This is a genomic window from Sphingomonas abietis, from assembly GCF_027625475.1.
GTDB lineage: Bacteria > Pseudomonadota > Alphaproteobacteria > Sphingomonadales > Sphingomonadaceae > Solisphingomonas > Solisphingomonas abietis.
The window spans coordinates 3,889,863-3,909,600 of record NZ_CP115174.1; the positions used below are offsets into that span (position 1 = coordinate 3,889,863).

Here is a 19,738-nt window from a genome sequence, read left to right on the forward strand (position 1 = left end):
ATGTACAAATATGACAATTACGACCAGTCGATCGTCGATGCCCGCGTCGAGGAGTTTCGCGATCAGGTCGCCCGCCGCCTGTCCGGCGAGCTTTCGGAGGATCAGTTCAAGCCGCTGCGGCTGATGAACGGGCTCTACCTCCAGCTCCATGCCTATATGCTGCGCGTCGCCGTTCCCTATGGCACGATGGACAGCCGCCAGATGCACATGCTGGCGCATATCGCGCGCAAATATGATCGCGGCTACGGCCACTTCACCACCCGCCAGAACATCCAATTCAACTGGATCGAGCTGAAGGATACCGGCGACATCCTCGCCGAACTGGCGACGGTCGAGATGCACGCCATCCAGACCAGCGGCAACTGCATCCGCAACACCACGTCGGATCAATATGCCGGCGCCGCCGCCGACGAAGCGGAGGATCCCCGCCCCTGGGCCGAGCTGCTTCGCCAGTGGAGCACCTTCCACCCGGAATTCACCTACCTGCCGCGCAAGTTCAAGGTCGCGATCATCGCTTCCGACGAGGATCGCGCGGCGATGCGGCTGCACGATATCGGGCTTCAGCTGGTGAAGAACGACGCCGGCGAGACCGGCTTCAAGGTGTTCGTCGGCGGCGGCATGGGCCGCACCCCGATGATCTCCGCGCTGATCCGCGAATGGCTGCCGGCCGAGGATTATCTTAGCTATCTGGAAGCCTGCCTGCGCGTCTATAATCGCCACGGCCGCCGCGACAACATCTACAAGGCGCGGATCAAGATCCTCGTCCACGAGCTCGGCGCCGCCGAATATGCCCGCCAGGTCGAGGAGGAGTTCCTCCACGTCAAGACGCTCGGCATCGATCCGCCGGCCGCCGAGATGGCGCGGATCAGCGCCTTCTTCGCGCCGCCGGCGTGGGAAGAAGGCCTGTCCGACGCACTCGACCTGTCCGATCCCGATTTCCGGCTGTGGGTCGACCAGAATGTCTTCGCCCACAAGACGCCGGGCTATGCGATCGCGACGATCAGCCTGAAGCCGGTCGGCGGCATTCCGGGCGATGCCACCGCCGACCAGATCGACCTGATGGCCGACCTCGCCGCCCGCTACAGCTTCGACGAGCTGCGCGTCACCCACGCGCAGAACATCGTGCTGCCGCATGTCAAGAAGGCCGATCTCTACGCGATCTGGCAGGCGCTGGATGCGGCCGGTCTGGCGACCGCCAATCTGGACCTGATCAGCGATATCATCGCCTGCCCCGGCCTCGATTATTGCAGCCTCGCCAATGCCCGCTCGATCCCGCTCGCGCAAAAGATCGCGACGCGCTTTTCCGATCTCGATCGCCAGCGCGACCTCGGCGAGCTGAAGCTCAAGATCTCGGGCTGCATCAATGCCTGCGGCCATCATCATGCCGGCCACATCGGCATCCTCGGCGTCGACAAGAAGGGCGAGGAGAATTACCAACTCTCGTTCGGCGGATCGGGCGCGGAGGATGCGAGCCTCGCCAAGATCATCGGCCCGGGCTTCTCCGAAGACGGCGTGGTCGATGCGGTCGAGCGCGCCACCGACGTCTATCTGGCCGAACGCGCCGAGGGCGAGCGCTTCCTCGACACCTATCGCCGGATCGGCCTCGATCCGTTCAAGGAGGCGATCTATGGTTGAGGCACTCCGCTATCGCGACGACGCCGCGCATGAAGAGCCGGCGGTGACGCTCGACGCGTTCCTCGATCAGTCCAACGCCACTGCGGTGCGGTTGGAGGTGGGCGAGGATGCCCGCGCGCTGATCCCCTATCTCGATCGCCTGGCGCTGATCGAGGTCGCCTTCCCCGCCTTCCGCGACGGGCGTGGCTATTCGTCGGCCAGCATCCTGCGCGAAGCGGGCTATGCCGGCGAGCTGCGCGCGGCGGGCGACGTGCTGGTCGATCAAATCCTGCCGATGCGGCGCTGCGGCTTCGACGCCTTCGCGCCCGACAAGCCGCTCGATCCGGCCGCCGTGGAACGCGCGCTGGGCCGCTATCCCACCGTCTATCAGAATGCCGCCGACGGGAGGGCGCCGGCCTGGAAACTGCGCCATGGCTAGTGCCTCGATCCGCCCGCTGGATGTCATCGATACCGCCGCCCGCTTCACCGCGGCTGACGCGATCCGCCTCAACACGCGCTTCGCCGACGCCGCGCCGGCCGAGCTGCTGCGCGCGGTGCTGACCGAGACACTGGCCGGCCGGGTCGCGACCGTCTCCTCGTTCGGGGCGGAATCGGCGGTGCTGCTGCACCTGATCGCCAGCGTCGATCGCTCGACCCCGGTGGTCTTCCTCGACACCCACAAGCATTTCGCCGAGACTTTGGCCTATCGCGACCTGCTCGCCGACCGGCTGGGCCTCACCGACCTGCGCGTGATCCACCCCGATCTCGAGCGCATCGCCCAGCGTGATCCGACCGAACTGCGCTGGTCCTACGATCCCGATGGCTGCTGCGAGATCCGCAAGGTCGAGCCGCTGGCGCGCGCGCTCGCCGGCTTCGATGCGACCATCTCGGGGCGCAAGGCCTTCCAGTCCGGCACGCGCTCGCACCTGCCGCGCTTCGAGATCGACGCCTCGGATGCCGCCGGCCGCCTCAAGATCAACCCGCTGGCGAGCTGGGCCAAGGCCGATCTCGACGCCTATTTCGCCGCCCACGACCTGCCGCGCCATCCGCTCGAGGCGCAGGGCTATCTGTCGATCGGCTGCTCGCCCTGCACCAGCGTCGTCAAGCCCGGCGAGGATCCGCGCTCGGGCCGCTGGCGCGGATGGGACAAGGTGGAATGCGGCATCCACACGCCTGCCGACGACGCCGACCTGCCGAGCTTCTGAACGCCATTTGACCGGTTACGACCGGCTCAACGAAAAGTTTAGACATTTCTGCGACAAGCATCCCCGAACTCTTGTGCTCGGGGGAGCAGTGCCATGTCGATTTCCAGCATTCTATCGAGCCTGACCGGCACGACCGCGCATGGTGCCTTCTCCACCCAATCGGCGACGAGCACCGCGTCCGAGGAATTGCAGAAGCTGTTCTCCAAGCTGCACATGGACGCGATCGCCTCCGCCACCACCGACAGCAGCAGCGCGACCTCGACCGCCGCGACCAGCACGAGCACGAGCACGACGTCCTCGACCTCGGCCTCCGGCGGCGCCCTCACCGACATCGCATCGGGCCTGCGCCATATCCTCGATGGCGGCATCACGGCGATCAAGGACGCCCGCTCGGCCGCCAAGGCGGTGAGCGGCTACACCCATGGTGCCGGCCTCGGCCACCTCGCCGCACAGGCGCTCGACAAGGTCGCCTGACGCCGGGGGCCGATCGACATTCAGCGGATCAGGCTAGGATCCGCGCCTGAAGCGGTCGTCATCCTGAACTTGTTTCAGGATCCCGGCAAAGCTTGGCGCTGAGCGCCCGGAGGAAGCGGGATGCTGCAACAAGTTCAGCATGACGGTTAAAGACGAAACGATCACCCGATATTCAGCCAATTCGAATGTCGATCGGCTCTTGCCCCTTCCGCCTTATTCGTCGTCGCGCACCGCATAGGCGCTCGGATCGGCCAGATCCGAGAAGCGCGTGATCTTGGCGTCGAACTTCACCGGCACCGTGCCGGTCGAGCCGTGGCGGGACTTGGCGACGACGACCTCGGCGATGCCATGCGCCTTGTCCATCTGCCGCATCCATTCCTGGAAGGCGATGTTGACCGGATCCATCTCGCTGGCGTCCGGGCCGGGCTCGGTCGGCTTCTGGAAATTGATGTAATATTCCTCGCGATACACGAACAGCACGAGATCGGCGTCCTGCTCGATTGATCCCGATTCGCGCAGATCGGAGAGGATCGGGCGCTTGTTCTCGCGACTCTCGACCTGTCGGCTGAGCTGCGAGAGCGCGATCACCGGCACGTGCAGCTCCTTGGCGAGCTGCTTCAGGCCACGCGAAATCTCCGAAATCTCCTGCACGCGGTTCGATTCGCTGGCGCGGCCCGAACCGGAGAGCAGCTGGAGATAATCGACGATGATCAGGTCGATCCCGCGCTGACGCTTGAGCCGCCGCGCGCGCGTCCGGAGCGCGGCGATGGTCAGGCCCGGCGTATCGTCGATATAGAGCGGCAGCGTCTCCAGCTCGGCGGCGGCGCGGGCGAGGTTGCGGAACTCGTTCTGGCTGATCTTGCCCATCCGCAGCGCCTCGCCGCTGATCCCGCTATTCTCGGCGAGGACGCGGGTGGCAAGCTGGTCGGCCGACATTTCGAGGCTGAAGAAGGCGCAGCCGGCGCCCAGGCGCTTGCCCTCGGGAATGCCGTCGTCCTTCTCGCGCATCAGCCGCTGCGCGGCGTTGAACGCGATGTTGGTGGCGAGCGAGGTCTTGCCCATGCCAGGTCGCCCGGCGAGGATGATCAGATCGGAGCGGTGGAGGCCGCCCATCTTGGCGTTGAGGCTGTCGAGGCCGGTGGTGATGCCGGCGACATGCCCGCCCGAATTGAGCGCGCGCTCGGCATTCTTGACCGCCTCGGTCGCCGCCTGGAGGAAGCTCTTGGTCGATCCCTGCTCGCCGCCCTCTTCCGCCACCCGATAGAGCGCGACCTCGGCCTGCTCGATCTGGGTCTTGGGATCGACCTCCTCGGAGGTGTCCATCGCGCCCTCGACCATGCCGCGGCCGACCCCGACCAGCGCGCGCAGCAAGGCAAGATCGTAGATCTGCGCGGCGAAGTCGCGCGCGCCGATCAGCGCCGCGCCCGATCCGGTCAGCTGGGCGAGATAGGCCGGGCCGCCCAGCTCGCGCATCGCCTCGTCACCCTCGAACAGCGGCCGCAGCGTCACCGGGTTGGCGATCATGTTCTTGTCGACGATGCGGAGGATCTGTTCGTAGACGCGGCCGTGCAGCGGCTCGAAGAAATGCTCGGCGCGCAGCTTGATCTGCACGTCCTCGCACAGCCGGTTGTCGATCATCAGCGCGCCGAGCAGCGCCGCCTCGGCCTCGATATTCTGGGGCAGCGCGGGCGTGTCGATGGCGGCCGGCGCAGCGGCATGGGGAACGGGCTGAAGCATGACGCCCTTGTCCGCTCTTTCGCGCGACGGCTCAAGGCGACGTTCGACGATATCCACCGTCGCGACGGTGGGCTGTGGATAACCTTGCCGTTCGGCGCCGCGCCCCGCTTCTCCCGTTCGTCCGGAGCGAACCGCGCAGAAGAAGCGGCCCGCGTCCCCCCTCGCCAAGCCCGCGCCAACCCGATAAGCGCTAGGGCGCCATGACGGACCCGCGCATCATCGATGTCTCCCTCGACGAGCGCACGATCCTGTGGCGCAACGCCGATATCGAGCAGGAGCGCCAGGTCGCGCTGTTCGATCTCCTCCACGAGAATCATTTCCAGCCGGCCCGCGTGCCGCCCGACGGCTATGCCGGCCCCTACAAGGTCGGCCTGCGGGTCGAGGAAGGGCGGCTCGCGATCGACATCAACCGGGCGGACGGCAGTCATATCGAGACGATCGGGCTCGGCATGATGCGCTTCCGCCGCGCGATCAAAGATTATTTTGCGATCTGCGACAGCTATTACCAGGCCGTCCGCCAGCATTCGCCGCAGCAGATCGAGACGATCGACATGGCGCGACGGGGGCTGCACAACGATGCGGCAGAACTGCTGCGCGACCGGCTGGACGGCAAGATCGATCTTGATTTCGATACGGCACGGCGACTGTTCACGCTGATCTGCGTCCTTCATATCCGGGGTTAGCAATGGCCGAGATTTCCATGGAAGATGCCGCCGCCGGCGCGCTGGTCGAGGCCGCGCGCGAGGCCGCGCGCCACGCCCACGCGCCCTATTCGCGCTTCGCGGTGGGCGCGGCGCTGCTGATGGCCGACGGATCGGTGATCACCGGCACCAATTTCGAGAATGCGAGCTATGGCCTGTCGCTCTGCGCCGAGACGGTGGCGATCGCGACCGCCAACGCGCAGGGGCGCCTCGCCGACATCGTCGCGGTGGCGGTGATCGGCGGGATGATGGGCGCCGACGGCCTGCCGACCGGCGCCGACGTGGTCGGTCCGTGCGGGCGCTGCCGCCAGGTGATGAACGAGGCGGCGGAGATGGGCGGCCGCGATTTGCCGGTATTCTGCACGTCGGGCGACGGGCGCACGATCGAACGCCACATGCTGTCGGAACTGCTGCCGCATGCGTTCGGGCCGAAGGATCTGGGGCTGGCGTAGGACTGCGGCTTTACGGCTGGGCCTGGTGGAAACCCGCCCCTCTTCTATCGTCATCCCGGACTTGATCCGGGATCCAGAGCCGTCATCGCCGACGCCCCAGGCTCTGGATCCTGACGTTCGTCAGGATGACGACAGGTGGTGGACTGCGGTCATTGGCGCGAGCCCTCTCCCGCTTTTGCGGGAGAGGGTTGGGTGAGGGTCTTCTTCTGCGAGGCAACGACGGCCATCGCCCATCACCTGCCATTCAGAATGAGACAGGCGCGCAACGATTGCAGACATTCCCGAGGAGGCGCAGAAGGCACCCATGGGGCAATATGAATGGGATAGTGGATCACCGACGGTGGCGCAGCGAGTTATCGCTGGCGTCTATGTGGTTGGGTTGCTCTTGTTGAGTGCGAACAGCTACTTCGATTGGCGGTTCTTTGGCTCATACGATCATCTGGCGACGGGGTGCTGGGTAATCACCGGGTTGATATTGTTCATCCGGTTTATGCCGAGGGCGCGTCGGAGCGACTGACCGCTGACGGCCGCCCGGCAGATACCGCCCCACTTGCGGACAACGGCGAGGCAATGCGATCATCGCCATATGCGACGTTTGTTCATTTTTCCGCTCCTTGCGCTTTCTGCGTGCTCGACAAGCGCGGCTTCCAATGACCAATCACCAATTGCGGCAATTGAAGTGCCGACCCCAAGCCGCGACGATCAATCCGATCTCATTGAGATATTGAAACGGGTGGCCCCGAAGCAGGGGTTCCACGTCGACGACGTTAGCCAACAGTGGCGTGAGTTTGCAAGGCAAGCAGAAGACCATCCATCGCCCGCGCGTAAGACGCTCTACGCTGGCGTTTGGAGCGGCAAGAATGATGACGACTTCATCGCAGCGGCTGACGACGGCGGACACAAAGGTAGAAGTTGGATCATCTGCTACTCGGGACATCACCCGGCGGCCGCAAAACGCTTTTGGTTAGAGCTTAAGGCTGCGGTATATCACCGATGGCCAACCGCGCAGCCGATCCCAATCCTCCCGTCAGGCGCGGTGCCGCTCTCCACTGATCTTCAACTCACTTCCTCGGGATACCAGATCATCCGAACCGCCGCCGCGAGGTACGGGCTTCCCGCATCATCCCCGTTGATCGCGGATGGCAGCTAAACAACGACCTTGCCCGAAACCGGACCGTCCCAAATCCACCAGAAGAAGACCCTCACCCAACCCTCTCCCGCGAAAGCGGGAGAGGGCTTCACGCGACGGCAGCGTTTGGGGCGGAAGCAGTCTTTTCATTCTACGTCATCCCGGACTTGATCCGGGATCCCACTTTTTGCGTGTCCAGCCGAAATCCAAGGAGTTGGACCCCGGATCACGTCCGGGGTGACGAGATAGGGCGAAGGGGCGTTTCTTGGGGCGCTTGCCGCCATACGCAGCTCTTCGCCCCCCTTACTCGACCTGGCTCACATCCCGCACCGCGCCGCGCGCCGCATTGGTGGTCATCGCCGCATAGGCGCGCAGTGCTGGCGAGACCTCGCGCTTGCGGCCGAACGGCTTCCATGCTTTCGCGCCCTTGGCCACCATCTCGGCATGGCGCTCGGCGATCACGGCATCGTCGAGGTCGAGGCGGATCGCGCGGTTGGGGATGTCGATCAGGATCGGGTCGCCCGTCTTCACCAGCGCGATCAGCCCGCCTTCCGCCGCTTCCGGCGAGACATGGCCGATCGACAGGCCCGAGGTGCCGCCCGAGAAGCGCCCGTCGGTGATCAGCGCGCAGGCTTTGCCGAGGCCCTTCGATTTCAGATAGCTGGTCGGATACAGCATCTCCTGCATGCCCGGCCCGCCCTTCGGCCCCTCATAGCGGATCACGACGACGTCGCCGGCCTTGACCTCGTTGCCGAGGATCCCGACCACCGAGGCATCCTGGCTCTCATAGACGCGCGCGGTGCCGCGGAAGGTGAGGATGCTGTCATCCACGCCCGCGGTCTTCACGATGCAGCCTTCGGGCGCGAGATTGCCGAACAGCACCGCCAGCCCGCCATCCTTCGAGAAGGGATGCTCGGTCGAGCGGATCACGCCGTCCTTGCGATCGGTATCCAGCTCGTCCCACCGCGCGGACTGGCTGAACGCGGTCTGCGTCGGCACGCCGCCCGGCGCCGCCTTGAAGAAATTGCGGACCTCCTCGCTGTTGGTGCGGCCGATGTCCCAGCGATCGAGCGCATGGCCGAGCGTCGGCGCATGGACGGTCGGCTGCGAGGCGTCGATCAGCCCGCCGCGCTCCAGCTCGCCGAGGATCGACATGATCCCGCCGGCGCGATGGACGTCCTCCATATGGACATCCTGCTTGGCCGGCGCGACCTTGCACAGGCAGGGGACGCGGCGGCTGAGGCGATCGATATCCGCCATCGTGAAGTCCACGCCGGCCTCCTGCGCGGCGGCGAGCAGGTGGAGCACGGTGTTGGTCGATCCGCCCATCGCGATGTCGAGGCTCATGGCGTTCTCGAAGGCGGCGAAGGTGGCGATGCCGCGCGGCGTCGCGGTCACGTCGTCCTGCTCGTACCAGCGCTTGGCGACGTCGACGATCAGGTGCCCGGCCTCGCGGAACAGCTTCTCGCGATCGGCGTGCGTCGCCAGCGTCGATCCGTTGCCGGGCAACGAAAGCCCCAGCGCCTCGGTGAGGCAGTTCATCGAATTGGCGGTGAACATGCCCGAGCAGCTGCCGCAGGTCGGGCAGGCGGCGCGCTCGACTTCGGCGACCTCCTCGTCCGAATAGCTCTCGTCCGCCGCGACGACCATCGCGTCGACCAGATCGAGCGCGACTTCCTTGCCCTTCATGACGACCTTGCCGGCCTCCATCGGCCCGCCCGAGACGAACACCGCGGGGACGTTGAGGCGCAGCGCCGCCATCAGCATCCCCGGCGTGATCTTGTCGCAGTTGGAGATGCACACCATCGCATCGGCGCAGTGGGCGTTGACCATATATTCGACCGAGTCGGCGATCAGCTCGCGGCTCGGCAGCGAATAGAGCATCCCGCCATGCCCCATGGCGATGCCGTCATCGACCGCGATGGTGTTGAACTCCTTGGCGACGCCGCCCGCCGCCTCGATCTCGCGTGCGACCAGTTGCCCCAGATCCTTGAGGTGGACATGGCCCGGCACGAACTGGGTGAAGCTGTTGACCACCGCGATGATCGGCTTGCCGAAATCGCTGTCCTTCATCCCCGTCGCGCGCCACAGGCCGCGCGCGCCCGCCATGTTGCGGCCGTGGGTGGTGGTACGCGAACGATAGGCGGGCATCAGGCGGTCCTCAACGAAATGAGGGCCGCCTTTGCGCAACATACCATCCGATTGTCAATCAAAACCGGACATAAGATTACGTCAGGCGACGTCCACCGCCTCCGGGGCCGGCACGATCAGCGGCGGCGCGGTGAGCAGATCGCCGATCGCCTTGGCGAACGCGCGGAAGTGATCGGACGCCATATGCGCGTCGACGGCCGCCTGATCTGCGTAGAGTTCGTCGAACACGTAGCGACGGTCGCCCGACGCCTCGCGCCAGACATTATAATGATGGTTGCCCGGCTCCTGCCGGGCCTCGGCCGCCACCGCTGCGGCGGCGGACTCGAACCCAGCCTCGCTGCCGGGCTTCACGGAAATCAGGGCGACGACCTTGATCGGCATCAGGCATTCTCCGGCTTGCGCTGAAAGACGGGCGCGCGTTTTTCGAGGAAGGCGGTGAAGGCCTCCTTCGCTTCGGCCGATAGCATGGTCTCGCGAAACAGCCGCCCCTCTTCCTCGATCCGCGCGACCAGCGCGGCAGGATCGCCCTTGATCAGCCGGCGCGTCGCGGCGAGCGCCTGCGGTGGCTTGGTGCCGAGCGCCGCCGCCTTGGCGCGGGCGTGGGCCAGCAGCTGATCGGCCGGCACGATCGCGGTGACGAGGCCGGCCTTGTCGGCGGCGTCCGCCCCCATCGGCTCGCCGAGCAGCAGCATCGCCGCCGCCTTGGCATAGCCGAGCGTCGCCGGTGCGAGCAGGCTGCTGCCCGCCTCCGGAACAATGCCGAGATTGACGAACGGCATCACGAAGCGCGCGTCGGGCGCCGCATAGACCAGATCGCAATGGAACAGCATCGTCGTGCCGACGCCCACGGCGAGGCCCTGCACCGCCGCCACGATCGGCTTGTCGAACAGCGCGATCGCCTTGATGAAGCCGAACGCCTCGGTGCCGCGATCAGGACCGCTCAGGAAATTGGCGATGTCGTTGCCCGCACAGAAGGCGTCGCCATTGCCGGCGATCAACACCGCCGCGATGTCCGCGCGGGACGAGGCTTCGGCGAGCCCCTCGGTCAGCGTCCGGTACATGGCGCCGGTCAGCGCATTCTTCTTGTCGGGGCGGTCCAGCCGCAGCTCGATCACGCCATCGGCTTCGCGCCGTTCGATACCCTCACCCATGCTCCGCTCCTTGACGTTTACGGAAAGCAATAGACCTTTCCGGCAGAGGGGGAAAGCGGGATCGGCGCACGAATATTCCCGCTTGCGCGCCGTAAAGGACACAAAGCGCGACAAGGCGCGACGATCGCGCTAGAGGCGGCGCCATCATGACCACCGACTCCTCCCCCCGCACGCTCTACCAAAAGATCTGGGACGCGCATGTCGTCCAGCAGCGCGACGATGGCACCGCGCTCCTCTATATCGATCGCCACCTCGTCCATGAGGTGACCAGCCCGCAGGCGTTCGACGGGCTGCGCGCCGCGGGCCGCAAGGTCCGCCGCCCCGATCTCACGCTCGCGGTAGCCGATCACAACATCCAGACGACGGCGCGCGTCGATGCGGCCGGCCAGCGCCTGCCGGTCGAGGATCCGCAGTCCGCCGAGCAGCTGGCCGCGCTGGTGCGCAACACCACGGCGTTCGGCGTCGAATATATCGAGGATCTCGCCGCCGAGCAGGGCATCGTCCATGTCGTCGGCCCCGAGCAGGGCTTCACTTTGCCGGGCACCACCGTGGTCTGCGGCGACAGCCACACCGCCAGCCATGGCGCGCTGGGCGCGCTCGCCTTCGGCATCGGCACGTCGGAGGTCGAGCATGTGCTGGCCAGCCAGACCTTGCTGCTCAAGCGCTCCAAGTCGCTCGAAGTGCGCGTCGATGGTCCGCTCGGCCCCGGCGTGACGCCCAAGGACGTCGCGCTGGCGATCGTCGCCAAGCTGACGGCGGCGGGCGGTGCCGGCTATGTCGCCGAATATACCGGCTCGGTGTTCCGCGAAATGTCGATCGAGGGACGGCTGACCGTCTGCAACATGTCGATCGAGGCGGGCGCGCGCGCCGGGCTGGTCGCACCCGACGACACCACCTTCGCCTATCTCAAGGGCAAGCCGCGCGCGCCCAAGCGCGCCGATTGGGACAAGGCGGTCGCCTGGTGGCGCAGCCTCGTCACCGATCCCGGCGCGACCTACGACAAGGTCGTCACCATCGACGCCGCGACGATCGTGCCGCTGGTGACATGGGGCACCAGCCCCGACGACGTGGTGCCGATCACCGGCATCGTCCCCGATCCCGCCGCACTCACCGATCCGGCGCGCCGCGCCGCGGCCGAGAAGTCGCTCGCCTATATGGGCCTCACCGCCGGCCAGCGGATGCAGGACGTCAGCGTCGATCGCATCTTCATCGGCAGTTGCACCAACAGCCGCATCGAGGATCTGCGCGCCGCCGCCGCCATCGCCAAGGGCCGCCACATCGCCGGCAATGTGAAGCAGGCGCTGGTCGTGCCCGGCTCCGGCCTGGTCAAGCGCCAGGCGGAGGCCGAAGGCCTTGATCGCATCTTCATCGAGGCCGGCTTCGAATGGCGCGAGCCGGGCTGCTCGATGTGCCTGGCGATGAACCCGGACAAGGTGCCGGCCGGCGAACGCTGCGCCTCCACCTCCAACCGCAATTTCGTCGGGCGGCAGGGGCCGGGATCGCGCACCCACCTGCTCTCGCCGGCGATGGCGGCGGCGGCGGCGGTGACCGGGAAGCTGACTGACGTGAGGGAGATCGCCTGATGCGCGCCATCGACACCATCGAGGGCAAGGCCTACCCGCTCGGCCGCCCCAATATCGACACCGACATCATCATCCCGGCCCACTGGCTGAAGACGGTGACGCGCGAAGGCCTCGGCAAGGGCGCGTTCGAGACGATCCGGGCCGAGCCCGGCAACGTGTTCGACGATCCGGCCTATGCTGGCGCGCCGATCCTGATCGCCGGCGACAATTATGGCTGCGGCTCCAGCCGCGAACATGCCGCCTGGGCGATGGCGGACATGGGCATCCGCGCGGTGATCGCGCCGGGCTTCTCCGACATCCACTCGGGCAACGCCTTCAAGAACGGCATCCTGACGGTGGTGCTGCCGCAGGAGCAGGTCGATCGGCTGCTCGAGGTGGCGAAGGAGCTGCCGATCGCGATCGACCTCGAGAGCCAGACGGTGACGACCCCCTATCAGGATCGCTTCCGGTTCGAGATCGATCCGTTCCGCAAGGATTGCCTGCTCAAGGGCCTCGACGAGATCGGCATCACGCTGCAACTGGACGATGCCATCGCCGCGCACGAGGCCAAGGCGCATCGCGAGACGCCGTGGGTGGAGGGCGCCGCCCGGGCCGCCTGATCGGTCGCACCGGCTCGGCCGTGGCAATCTCCCGTTCAGCGCCGCTATCGTATCGGTTTCGCTTGAATGGAACGGGGTAACGCCCGATATTGCAACGGCCGACGCCCTTCGTCGGCGATAAGGAGCTTTTCAGATGGCCAATTGGTCTGATCCCCGGACGACAGCGGTGCCCCGCGCCGCAACTGGCGCGCGCGACGCCGCCTTCGATGCGGGGCTGCGGTCCTACATGCTGTCGGTCTACAATTATATGGCGTCGGGCGTGCTGCTGACCGGCATCGTCGCGATGCTGTTCGCGAACAGCCCCTATATGGGCGTGCTGTTCGATCCGTTCGGCCGCCCGAACCTGCTCGGCATGGTGGTGATGTTCGCCCCGCTCGGCCTCGTCATGGCGATGAGCTTCGGGATGCAGCGGATGCAGGAAAGCACCATCAAGGCGCTCTACTGGGTGCTGACGGTGGCGATGGGCCTGTCGCTCTCCACGATCTTCCTGCGCTACACCGGCGGATCGATCGCCCAGACCTTCTTCGCGACGGCGATCGGCTTCGGCGGCCTCAGCCTCTATGGCTATACCACCAAGCGCGATCTGGCGCCGTTCGGCACCTTCCTGACGATGGCGCTGTTCGGCCTGATCGCCGCCTCGCTGATCAACATGTTCGTGCATAGCCAGGGCATGGACCTGATCATCTCGTTCGTCGGCGTGCTGCTGTTCGCGGGCCTCACCGCGTTCGATACGCAGCGGATCAAGAGCACCTATTATGCGGTGCGCGGCACGTCCTTCTACGGCAAGTCGGCCGTGATGGGCGCGTTGCAGCTGTATCTCGATTTCGTGAACATGTTCCTGTTCCTGCTGCGCTTTATGGGCAACCAGCGCAACTGATCCGCTTTCCCCAAACATGACGAAGGCCCGGCGGAGCGATCCGCCGGGCCTTTTTCTTGCACCCGCTCCGCACCATCGCCGAGCAAGCATAAGGGGACTCCGGCAAGGGCGCGCGTTCAGGCAGCCGGTTTGGGCGCGGGCATCGGGCCGTCAAGCGCGAGCGACCGCAGATAGGCAGGGCGGGCCTCCAGCCGGTCCACATAGCCGACGAATGCCGGCCGCCGCTCCACCATGCCGAAGCGCATATAGAAGGACAGGCAGGCGCCGACATAGCAATCCGCCGCCGTGAAATAATCGGCGGCGATATATTCCTGCCCGGCCAGCGCGCCTTCGATCGCGCCCAGCACCGCATCGAGGCTGGAATAGCCGACCATCGCGGCCCGTTCGGCCGGAATGCTTCTGCCCAGCGCCTTGTCGGTGATCGCCCCATCGAACGGGCCCGCGACGAAGAACAGCCAGCGATAATAATCCGCCCGATCGGCAGGCGGCGGGGCCAGCCCGGCATCGGGGAAGGCATCGGCCAGATAGGCGCAGATCGCCGCGCATTCGGTGACGATTTGGCCATCGTGGCTGATCGCCGGCACTTTTCCCATCGGATTGATCGCCAGATAGGCGGGGGCCTTCATGGTCGTGCCATAATCGAGAATTTCGGTGCGATAGGGACGGCCAATCTCCTCCAGCATCCAGCGGACCAGCCGCGCCCGCGACTTCGGGTTGGTGTAGAAAACAAGATCGCCGTCCATCGTCGTTCTCCCTGATCTGGCAAGATGCTAGGCCCGCATCGGCCGGGTCCACAAGCCGGGCTTGGCGAAGCGCGCGCGCTCTGCGATGTCCGGTAGCATGACAGACATCCTCCGCCAGCCCTACCCCGCCCTCGAACCCTATGACTCGGGCCTGCTCGACGTCGGCGACGGCCATCAGGTCTATTGGGAGCGATCGGGCAAGCGCGGCGGCATTCCCGCCGTGTTCCTGCATGGCGGCCCCGGCGGTGGATGCAGCCCGGCGCATCGCCAATTGTTCGATCCCGATCGCTACGACGTGCTACTGTTCGATCAGCGCGGCTGCGGGCGATCCCGCCCCCATGCCGAGCTGGAGGCCAACACCACCTGGCACCTCGTCGCCGATATCGAGCGGCTGCGGGCGATGTGCGGGCACGAGCAATGGCTGGTCTTCGGTGGCAGCTGGGGGTCGACGCTGGCGCTCGCTTACGCCGAAACCCATGCCGAGCGCGTCTCCGGCCTGATCCTGCGCGGCATCTTCCTGCTGCGACAGGCGGAGGTCGACTGGTATTATGAGGGCGGTGCCGCCTGGCTGTTCCCGGACAAGTGGGAGGAGTTCCTCGCGCCGATCCCCGAGGCCGAGCATGGCGATCTGGTCGAGGCCTATCGGCGGCGCCTGACCGGCGACGACAAGGCCGAGCAGATCGCCTGCGCGCGCGCGTGGAGCAAATGGGAGGGCGGCACGATCACGTTGCTCGCCGATCCGGCGACCAGCGGCAGCTTCGGCGAGGATCATTTCGCGCTCGCCTTCGCCCGGATCGAGAATCATTATTTCACCCACAAGGGGTGGATGGAGGAAGGCCAGCTGCTGCGCGATGCCGGCCGGCTGCGCGATATCCCCGGCACCATCGTCCAGGGCCGCTACGACACCGCCACCCCGGTTCGCAGCGCCTGGGATCTGCATCGCGCATGGCCCGAGGCGGAGTTCCACCTGATCCCCGACGCGGGCCATGCCTATAGCGAGCCGGGCATTCTCGATCGGCTATTGCGCGCCACCGACGCCCATGCCGATCGGCTCGGCTGACCCCGCTCAGGGCATATCGACGATCGAGATCGCCGCCGGGGCCGGCCGGGCGAGGGCGGCGGCGATCGCCTTCTGCGCGATCGGCGCCATCACCGCATAGCCGATCTTGTTGGGATGGACGCCGTCCAGCGCCCATCCGGCGTGGAAGCCGCCATGGCCGTCCTGCAACGCCGACCAATAGTCGGCATAGACCGAGCCGGTCTCGGCGGCGTAGGTCTTCAGCCAGGCGTTGAGCGCCTCGATCTTGTCGGTGACGGCGAGGCCGGGTGCCCACGGCAGGCGGGCGGCGGGCGGCACCGAGGCGATGATCACCCGCACGCCATGGGCGTGGGCGAGTTCCATCATCGATCGGATGTTGGCCTGCGTTTCCTCCATCGTCATCGGGCCGGTATTGCCGGCGATATCGTTGGTGCCGGCGAGGATCTGCACGACGGCGGGGTGGAGATCGAGCACGTCCTGCCGGAAACGCAGCAGGATCTGCGGCGTCGTCTGCCCGCTGATCCCGCGGCCGACACGGCCGGCAGCAAAGAATTCGGGCACCATGCTGTGCCAGTTCTCGGTGATCGAATCGCCCATGAAGACGATCCGCGGCTCCTTCGATCGCGCCGGCAGCGCCGCGTTCGCGGCCTTGTACTTGCCGAGCCACGGCCAGTCATTGTGCAGCCGCTCGTCATTCTCGCGGGCCCACTGGTCCTTCTGGGCCTGGCTGGGTTCGGCATGCGCCAATGCCGGGATCGCGAGCGCAAACATGAGGGTGGCGACACCCGCGCGGAAGTTCATGGGCATTTCTCCTAGTGGTTGCGGGACAGATGCGCGAAGCCCGTGCCCTTGGCAATCGCGGAAGCCTGCGCCGCACGCACGGCCGCCAGCCCACCCGAAAAAGGCAGGGGCAGCATCCTCTTCACCATCGACGGCAAGACCTGTCGCAGCCCTCTGCGGAGCGGCCGCCCAAGGGCATCCCGGCGGGGCGGCTTCGCCGATCGGAAGGCCGCGCCGATCGGCCCGCGCCTCTGCGTCGGCGACATGTCTGCGTCGGCGAGATGGCGCGGATGTTCGAGCCGATCGCGTCGCCGCCGCGGCACTGAGGCTTGACCGGCCGGGGGCGCTCCGTCCAACTGTGGCCATGACAACATCCTCCCCCATCGGGGTCGGGCTGGTCGGCTATGGCCTGGCCGGTGCCGTGCTCCACGCCCCCATCATCGAGGCGCTGCCCGATTATCGCATCGCCGCCGTGATGACGTCACGCGCCGAAGCGGCCGAGCGGCGGGACGCGCCGGCGGTGGTCAGCGACATCGAGGCGCTGCTGGCGATCGACGCGGTGGAGCTGGTGGTGGTGGTGACGCCCAACGACCTCCATTTCGCCCATGCCGAGGCCGCGCTGCGGGCCGGCCGGCATGTCGTGATCGACAAGCCGATGACCCCGGACGTCGACACCTGCGATCGGCTGATCGACCTCGCCGCCGAAACCGGGCGGGTGCTCTCGGTCTATCATAACCGGCGCTGGGACGGGGATTTCCTGGCCGCACGGGCACGGATCGCGGCGGGCGGACTTCCTGCCCTCTATGAGGCGCGCTGGGATCGCTTCCGGCCCGAGGCCGCCCAGGTCTGGCGCAACACGCCGCGCCCCGGCGCGGGATTATTCTGGGATCTCGGCGCGCATCTGATCGATCAGGCCGTCACCCTGTTCGGTTGGCCCGACCGGATGACCGCCGACATCGCGACCCAGCGCGAGGGCGCGGGTGCTGACGATTATTTCGAGCTGAGCCTGCAATATGGCGAGCGCCGCGCGATCCTGTCCGCGGCCACGCTGGTCGCGGCGACGCGGCCGCACATGGCGCTGCACGGCGTCGCGGGAAGCTGGTGGACCGAGGGCCTCGATCCGCTCGAGGCGGCGCTGCGCGCCGGCCGCCGGCCTTCCGAGCCGGGGTTCGTCGCCAGCCTGCCGGATATCCCGGCCTTCACCGCCACGGCCGATGGCGAACGCCTGCCCGCTCCGGTTTCGGCAGGCGACCCTTACGCCTTCTACCGGCTGATGGCGGCGGCGATCCGGACGGGCAGTCCGCCCCCGGTCGATCCGGTCGAGGCCCGCAACATCGTCGCCCTGATCGCCGCCGCCCATGCCGGCGCGCCGCTGCCGCCGCCCCGCTTGCATGATAGCGTGGGACGCGTCTAACTGCGGCCACGGGAGCAGGAGTGGGGATACGCTTTGACCAGGAAGCCGGCGACACGACATGCCACGATCACCGACGTCGCCGACGCTGCCGGTGTCTCGATCAAGACGGTGTCGCGCGTCTTCAACGATGAGCCCAATGTCCGCCCGCTGACCCGTGATCGGGTGGTGAAGGCGGCGCTGGACCTCGATTATCACCCCAATGTCGCCGCCCGCAGCCTCGCCGGCCGCCGATCCTTCCTGATCGGCCTCGCTTATGAGAATCCCAGTCCCAACTATGTCGTCGATCTCCAGACCGGCGCGCTGGAGCGGCTGAAGGGCGAGCGCTACCGCCTGCTGGTGCTGCCGTTCGCCGATGTCGGCGCGGCGTCCGGCAAGATGCAGGCGATCGCGCGCGCGTCCGGGCTCGACGGGATCGTGCTCGCCCCGCCGCTCTGCGACGATGCCGCGACGGTGGCGGAACTGGAAGCCTGCGGCCTGCCCTATGCGCGGATCGCGCCGACCACCGACGGCAGCCATGCTCCCGATGTCGCGATGGACGATCGCGCGGCGACGCAGGCGGTGATCGATCACCTCGTCGGCCTCGGCCACAGGCGGATCGGCATCGTGCGGGGCGATCCCAGCCACGCCTCGGCGACCGCCCGGCTGGAAGGCTATCGGGCCGGCCTCAAGGCCCATGGCCTGACGGCCGATCCCGTGCTGGAGGCGCAGGGCGCCTACACCTTCGCCTCCGGCTATGCGGCGGGCAAGGCGCTGCTCGCGCTCGCCGATCGCCCGACCGCGATCTTCGCGAGCAACGACGACATGGCGGCCGGCGTGCTCAATGCCGCCTATGAGGCCGGCGTGTCCGTGCCGGGCGCGCTTTCGGTGGTGGGATTCGATGACAGCAACATCGCCTCGGTGGTCTGGCCGCGCCTGACCACGGTCCACCAGCCGATCCGGGAAATGGCCCATGACGCGACCGGCGCGCTGCTCGCGCTGATCGAGCATCAGGAAGCCCCGCCGCACCAGACGATGCCGTTCCAGCTCGTCGTGCGGGGATCGACCGGCCCGGCCCGCGCCTGACGGCCGCAGACCATGACCCACAGGAGACGATGATGACCGACGCCCCGCTCGTGGCCGGCGTGGAACTGGGCGGCACCAAATGCGTCTGCGTGCTGGCGACCGGGCCGGGCGACATCCGCGCCGAGGCGCGGGTGCCGACGACGACGCCCGGCGAGACGCTGCCCGCGATCGAGGCGATCCTCGATCGCTGGGCGCAGGAGCATCGCTTCGCCGCGCTCGGCCTGGCGAGCTTCGGCCCCGTCGATGTCGATCGGGCGTCCCCCACTTATGGCGCGATCACCGCCACCCCCAAGCCCGGCTGGCGCCATGTCGATGTCGCGCAGCGGCTGATCGCACGCTTCGCCGTGCCGACCGGCTTCGATACCGACGTCTCGGGCGCGGCGCTCGCCGAAGGGCGATGGGGCGGTGCCCAGGGGCTGGAGAGCTTCTGCTACGTCACCGTCGGCACCGGTGTCGGCGTCGGCGTCATCTCGTCCGGCCAGCCGGTGCGGGGGCTGGGCCATGCCGAGGTCGGCCATCTGCGCATCGCGCGCGCGCCGGGCGACAGCTGGCCGGGCGCGTGCATCTATCACGGCGGCTGCGTCGAAGGGCTGGCATCCGGCTTCGCGGTGGAGCAGCGAACCGGGCAGCGCGGCGAGACCATCGGTGCGGACGATCCGGTGTGGGGGCTGGTCGCCCATGCGCTCGGCGGCATGTGCCATAATCTGGTGCTGACCGCGGTGCCGCAGCGCATCCTGATCGGCGGCGGCGTCGCCACCAAGCAGCCCCAGCTGATCCCGCTGATCCGCGCCGCGCTGATCGAGAGCCTCGCCGGCTATGCCGAGGCCGATCGCATCGCCGCCCAGATCGACGCCTTCATCGTGCCGCCGGCACTGGGCGATCAGGCCGGCCCGATGGGCGCCATCGCGCTGGGACTGGACGCGCTCTAACAGCGTCGCCCGACACGCCTCCCCCCGGCCCGGGGTGCGGCTTCGCCACGAACCGGCCATCCGGCCCGCGAGCGCCGCCTGACGCGCGCCAGGCAGTG

The 19,738-nt window shown here is 67.3% G+C and carries 20 protein-coding genes; 14 read left to right on the forward strand and 6 right to left on the reverse strand.

The features are described 5' to 3' along the window. From PBT88_RS18195 to PBT88_RS18210, 4 genes are all read left to right on the forward strand, one after another. Entirely contained in the window at positions 1-1,635 is a 1,635-nt protein-coding gene (locus PBT88_RS18195) for a nitrite/sulfite reductase (protein WP_270076712.1), read from the forward strand. Next, positions 1,628-2,053, forward strand: a complete 426-nt coding sequence (locus tag PBT88_RS18200; protein ID WP_270076713.1) for a DUF934 domain-containing protein — start codon at positions 1,628-1,630, stop codon at positions 2,051-2,053. Before PBT88_RS18195 ends, PBT88_RS18200 begins: the two co-directional genes overlap by 8 nt. After that, entirely contained in the window at positions 2,046-2,819 is a 774-nt protein-coding gene (locus PBT88_RS18205) for a phosphoadenylyl-sulfate reductase (RefSeq protein ID WP_270076714.1), read from the forward strand. Before PBT88_RS18200 ends, PBT88_RS18205 begins: the two co-directional genes overlap by 8 nt. A 93-nt stretch (positions 2,820-2,912) precedes the next feature. Continuing rightward, the gene (locus PBT88_RS18210; protein ID WP_270076715.1) at positions 2,913-3,293 is read left to right on the forward strand and encodes a hypothetical protein; all 381 of its coding nucleotides are present in this window, start codon (positions 2,913-2,915) and stop codon (positions 3,291-3,293) included. Positions 3,294-3,506: 213 nt separating this feature from the next. On the opposite strand, the gene PBT88_RS18215 is transcribed toward PBT88_RS18210, so the two are convergent. Then, complete coding sequence (locus PBT88_RS18215; RefSeq protein ID WP_270076716.1) at positions 3,507-5,030, reverse strand: replicative DNA helicase; 1,524 nt, start codon at positions 5,028-5,030, stop codon at positions 3,507-3,509. 200 nt (positions 5,031-5,230) lie between these two features. On the opposite strand from PBT88_RS18215, the gene PBT88_RS18220 reads away from it, so the two are divergent. The 3 genes from PBT88_RS18220 to PBT88_RS18230 all read left to right on the forward strand — a co-directional run bounded on the left by PBT88_RS18220 (position 5,231) and on the right by PBT88_RS18230 (position 7,333). Further along, entirely contained in the window at positions 5,231-5,713 is a 483-nt protein-coding gene (locus PBT88_RS18220) for a UPF0262 family protein (protein WP_270076717.1), read from the forward strand. Between the two features lie 2 nt (positions 5,714-5,715). Then, positions 5,716-6,183, forward strand: coding sequence for a cytidine deaminase (locus tag PBT88_RS18225; RefSeq protein ID WP_270076718.1), 468 nt, complete (start codon positions 5,716-5,718; stop codon positions 6,181-6,183). Positions 6,184-6,769: 586 nt separating this feature from the next. After that, positions 6,770-7,333, forward strand: coding sequence for a hypothetical protein (locus PBT88_RS18230; protein WP_270076719.1), 564 nt, complete (start codon positions 6,770-6,772; stop codon positions 7,331-7,333). Positions 7,334-7,615: 282 nt separating this feature from the next. Here the strand turns inward: PBT88_RS18230 and ilvD are convergent, their stop codons facing one another. The 3 genes from ilvD to PBT88_RS18245 form a co-directional block, all read right to left on the reverse strand. Continuing rightward, complete coding sequence (gene ilvD, locus PBT88_RS18235; protein ID WP_270076720.1) at positions 7,616-9,463, reverse strand: dihydroxy-acid dehydratase; 1,848 nt, start codon at positions 9,461-9,463, stop codon at positions 7,616-7,618. Between the two features lie 81 nt (positions 9,464-9,544). Continuing rightward, the gene (locus PBT88_RS18240; protein WP_270076721.1) at positions 9,545-9,844 is read right to left on the reverse strand and encodes a putative quinol monooxygenase; all 300 of its coding nucleotides are present in this window, start codon (positions 9,842-9,844) and stop codon (positions 9,545-9,547) included. Beyond that, entirely contained in the window at positions 9,844-10,614 is a 771-nt protein-coding gene (locus PBT88_RS18245; RefSeq protein WP_270076722.1) for an enoyl-CoA hydratase-related protein, read from the reverse strand. The genes PBT88_RS18240 and PBT88_RS18245 overlap by 1 nt, the downstream gene beginning before the upstream one ends. Positions 10,615-10,760: 146 nt before the next feature. Here PBT88_RS18245 and leuC point away from each other — a divergent pair, with 146 nt between their 5' ends. From leuC to PBT88_RS18260, 3 genes are all read left to right on the forward strand, one after another. Then, positions 10,761-12,197, forward strand: a complete 1,437-nt coding sequence (leuC, locus tag PBT88_RS18250; RefSeq protein ID WP_270076723.1) for a 3-isopropylmalate dehydratase large subunit — start codon at positions 10,761-10,763, stop codon at positions 12,195-12,197. Further along, positions 12,197-12,796, forward strand: a complete 600-nt coding sequence (gene leuD, locus PBT88_RS18255; RefSeq protein WP_270076724.1) for a 3-isopropylmalate dehydratase small subunit — start codon at positions 12,197-12,199, stop codon at positions 12,794-12,796. The genes leuC and leuD overlap by 1 nt, the downstream gene beginning before the upstream one ends. Before the next feature lie 133 nt (positions 12,797-12,929). Beyond that, positions 12,930-13,673 carry a Bax inhibitor-1/YccA family protein gene (locus tag PBT88_RS18260; RefSeq protein ID WP_270076725.1) on the forward strand — a complete coding sequence of 248 codons (744 nt, stop codon included), beginning with the start codon at positions 12,930-12,932 and terminating at the stop codon, positions 13,671-13,673. 116 nt (positions 13,674-13,789) lie between these two features. On the opposite strand, the gene PBT88_RS18265 is transcribed toward PBT88_RS18260, so the two are convergent. Then, entirely contained in the window at positions 13,790-14,416 is a 627-nt protein-coding gene (locus PBT88_RS18265; protein ID WP_270076726.1) for a glutathione S-transferase family protein, read from the reverse strand. Positions 14,417-14,513: 97 nt separating this feature from the next. Between PBT88_RS18265 and pip the strand changes: the two genes are divergently transcribed. Continuing rightward, positions 14,514-15,476 (forward strand): prolyl aminopeptidase, encoded by a 963-nt coding sequence (pip, locus tag PBT88_RS18270; protein ID WP_270076727.1) that lies wholly within the window; start codon positions 14,514-14,516, stop codon positions 15,474-15,476. A 6-nt stretch (positions 15,477-15,482) separates the two neighbouring features. On the opposite strand, the gene PBT88_RS18275 is transcribed toward pip, so the two are convergent. Continuing rightward, complete coding sequence (locus PBT88_RS18275) at positions 15,483-16,256, reverse strand: GDSL-type esterase/lipase family protein (protein WP_270076728.1); 774 nt, start codon at positions 16,254-16,256, stop codon at positions 15,483-15,485. 343 nt (positions 16,257-16,599) lie between these two features. On the opposite strand from PBT88_RS18275, the gene PBT88_RS18280 reads away from it, so the two are divergent. The 3 genes from PBT88_RS18280 to PBT88_RS18290 are packed head-to-tail and all read left to right on the forward strand — an operon-like array spanning position 16,600 to position 19,640. Further along, complete coding sequence (locus PBT88_RS18280) at positions 16,600-17,649, forward strand: Gfo/Idh/MocA family oxidoreductase (RefSeq protein WP_270076729.1); 1,050 nt, start codon at positions 16,600-16,602, stop codon at positions 17,647-17,649. A 33-nt stretch (positions 17,650-17,682) separates the two neighbouring features. Continuing rightward, positions 17,683-18,711 carry a LacI family DNA-binding transcriptional regulator gene (locus PBT88_RS18285; RefSeq protein ID WP_270076730.1) on the forward strand — a complete coding sequence of 343 codons (1,029 nt, stop codon included), beginning with the start codon at positions 17,683-17,685 and terminating at the stop codon, positions 18,709-18,711. Between the two features lie 32 nt (positions 18,712-18,743). Next, positions 18,744-19,640, forward strand: coding sequence for an ROK family protein (locus tag PBT88_RS18290; protein WP_270076731.1), 897 nt, complete (start codon positions 18,744-18,746; stop codon positions 19,638-19,640). Positions 19,641-19,738 lie beyond the last annotated feature (98 nt).

Excerpts from the sequence above, each read along its gene's own strand:
- PBT88_RS18195 (WP_270076712.1), top strand. The coding sequence starts at position 1 with ATGTACAAATATGACAATTACGACCAGTCGATCGTCGATGCCCGCGTC.
- PBT88_RS18200 (WP_270076713.1), top strand. The coding sequence starts at position 1,628 with ATGGTTGAGGCACTCCGCTATCGCGACGACGCCGCGCATGAAGAGCCG.
- PBT88_RS18205 (WP_270076714.1), top strand. The coding sequence starts at position 2,046 with ATGGCTAGTGCCTCGATCCGCCCGCTGGATGTCATCGATACCGCCGCC.
- PBT88_RS18210 (WP_270076715.1), top strand. The coding sequence starts at position 2,913 with ATGTCGATTTCCAGCATTCTATCGAGCCTGACCGGCACGACCGCGCAT.
- PBT88_RS18215 (WP_270076716.1), bottom strand. The coding sequence starts at position 5,030 with ATGCTTCAGCCCGTTCCCCATGCCGCTGCGCCGGCCGCCATCGACACG.
- PBT88_RS18220 (WP_270076717.1), top strand. The coding sequence starts at position 5,231 with ATGACGGACCCGCGCATCATCGATGTCTCCCTCGACGAGCGCACGATC.
- PBT88_RS18225 (WP_270076718.1), top strand. The coding sequence starts at position 5,716 with ATGGCCGAGATTTCCATGGAAGATGCCGCCGCCGGCGCGCTGGTCGAG.
- PBT88_RS18230 (WP_270076719.1), top strand. The coding sequence starts at position 6,770 with ATGCGACGTTTGTTCATTTTTCCGCTCCTTGCGCTTTCTGCGTGCTCG.
- ilvD (WP_270076720.1), bottom strand. The coding sequence starts at position 9,463 with ATGCCCGCCTATCGTTCGCGTACCACCACCCACGGCCGCAACATGGCG.
- PBT88_RS18240 (WP_270076721.1), bottom strand. The coding sequence starts at position 9,844 with ATGCCGATCAAGGTCGTCGCCCTGATTTCCGTGAAGCCCGGCAGCGAG.
- PBT88_RS18245 (WP_270076722.1), bottom strand. The coding sequence starts at position 10,614 with ATGGGTGAGGGTATCGAACGGCGCGAAGCCGATGGCGTGATCGAGCTG.
- leuC (WP_270076723.1), top strand. The coding sequence starts at position 10,761 with ATGACCACCGACTCCTCCCCCCGCACGCTCTACCAAAAGATCTGGGAC.
- leuD (WP_270076724.1), top strand. The coding sequence starts at position 12,197 with ATGCGCGCCATCGACACCATCGAGGGCAAGGCCTACCCGCTCGGCCGC.
- PBT88_RS18260 (WP_270076725.1), top strand. The coding sequence starts at position 12,930 with ATGGCCAATTGGTCTGATCCCCGGACGACAGCGGTGCCCCGCGCCGCA.
- PBT88_RS18265 (WP_270076726.1), bottom strand. The coding sequence starts at position 14,416 with ATGGACGGCGATCTTGTTTTCTACACCAACCCGAAGTCGCGGGCGCGG.
- pip (WP_270076727.1), top strand. The coding sequence starts at position 14,514 with ATGACAGACATCCTCCGCCAGCCCTACCCCGCCCTCGAACCCTATGAC.
- PBT88_RS18275 (WP_270076728.1), bottom strand. The coding sequence starts at position 16,256 with ATGAACTTCCGCGCGGGTGTCGCCACCCTCATGTTTGCGCTCGCGATC.
- PBT88_RS18280 (WP_270076729.1), top strand. The coding sequence starts at position 16,600 with ATGACAACATCCTCCCCCATCGGGGTCGGGCTGGTCGGCTATGGCCTG.
- PBT88_RS18290 (WP_270076731.1), top strand. The coding sequence starts at position 18,744 with ATGACCGACGCCCCGCTCGTGGCCGGCGTGGAACTGGGCGGCACCAAA.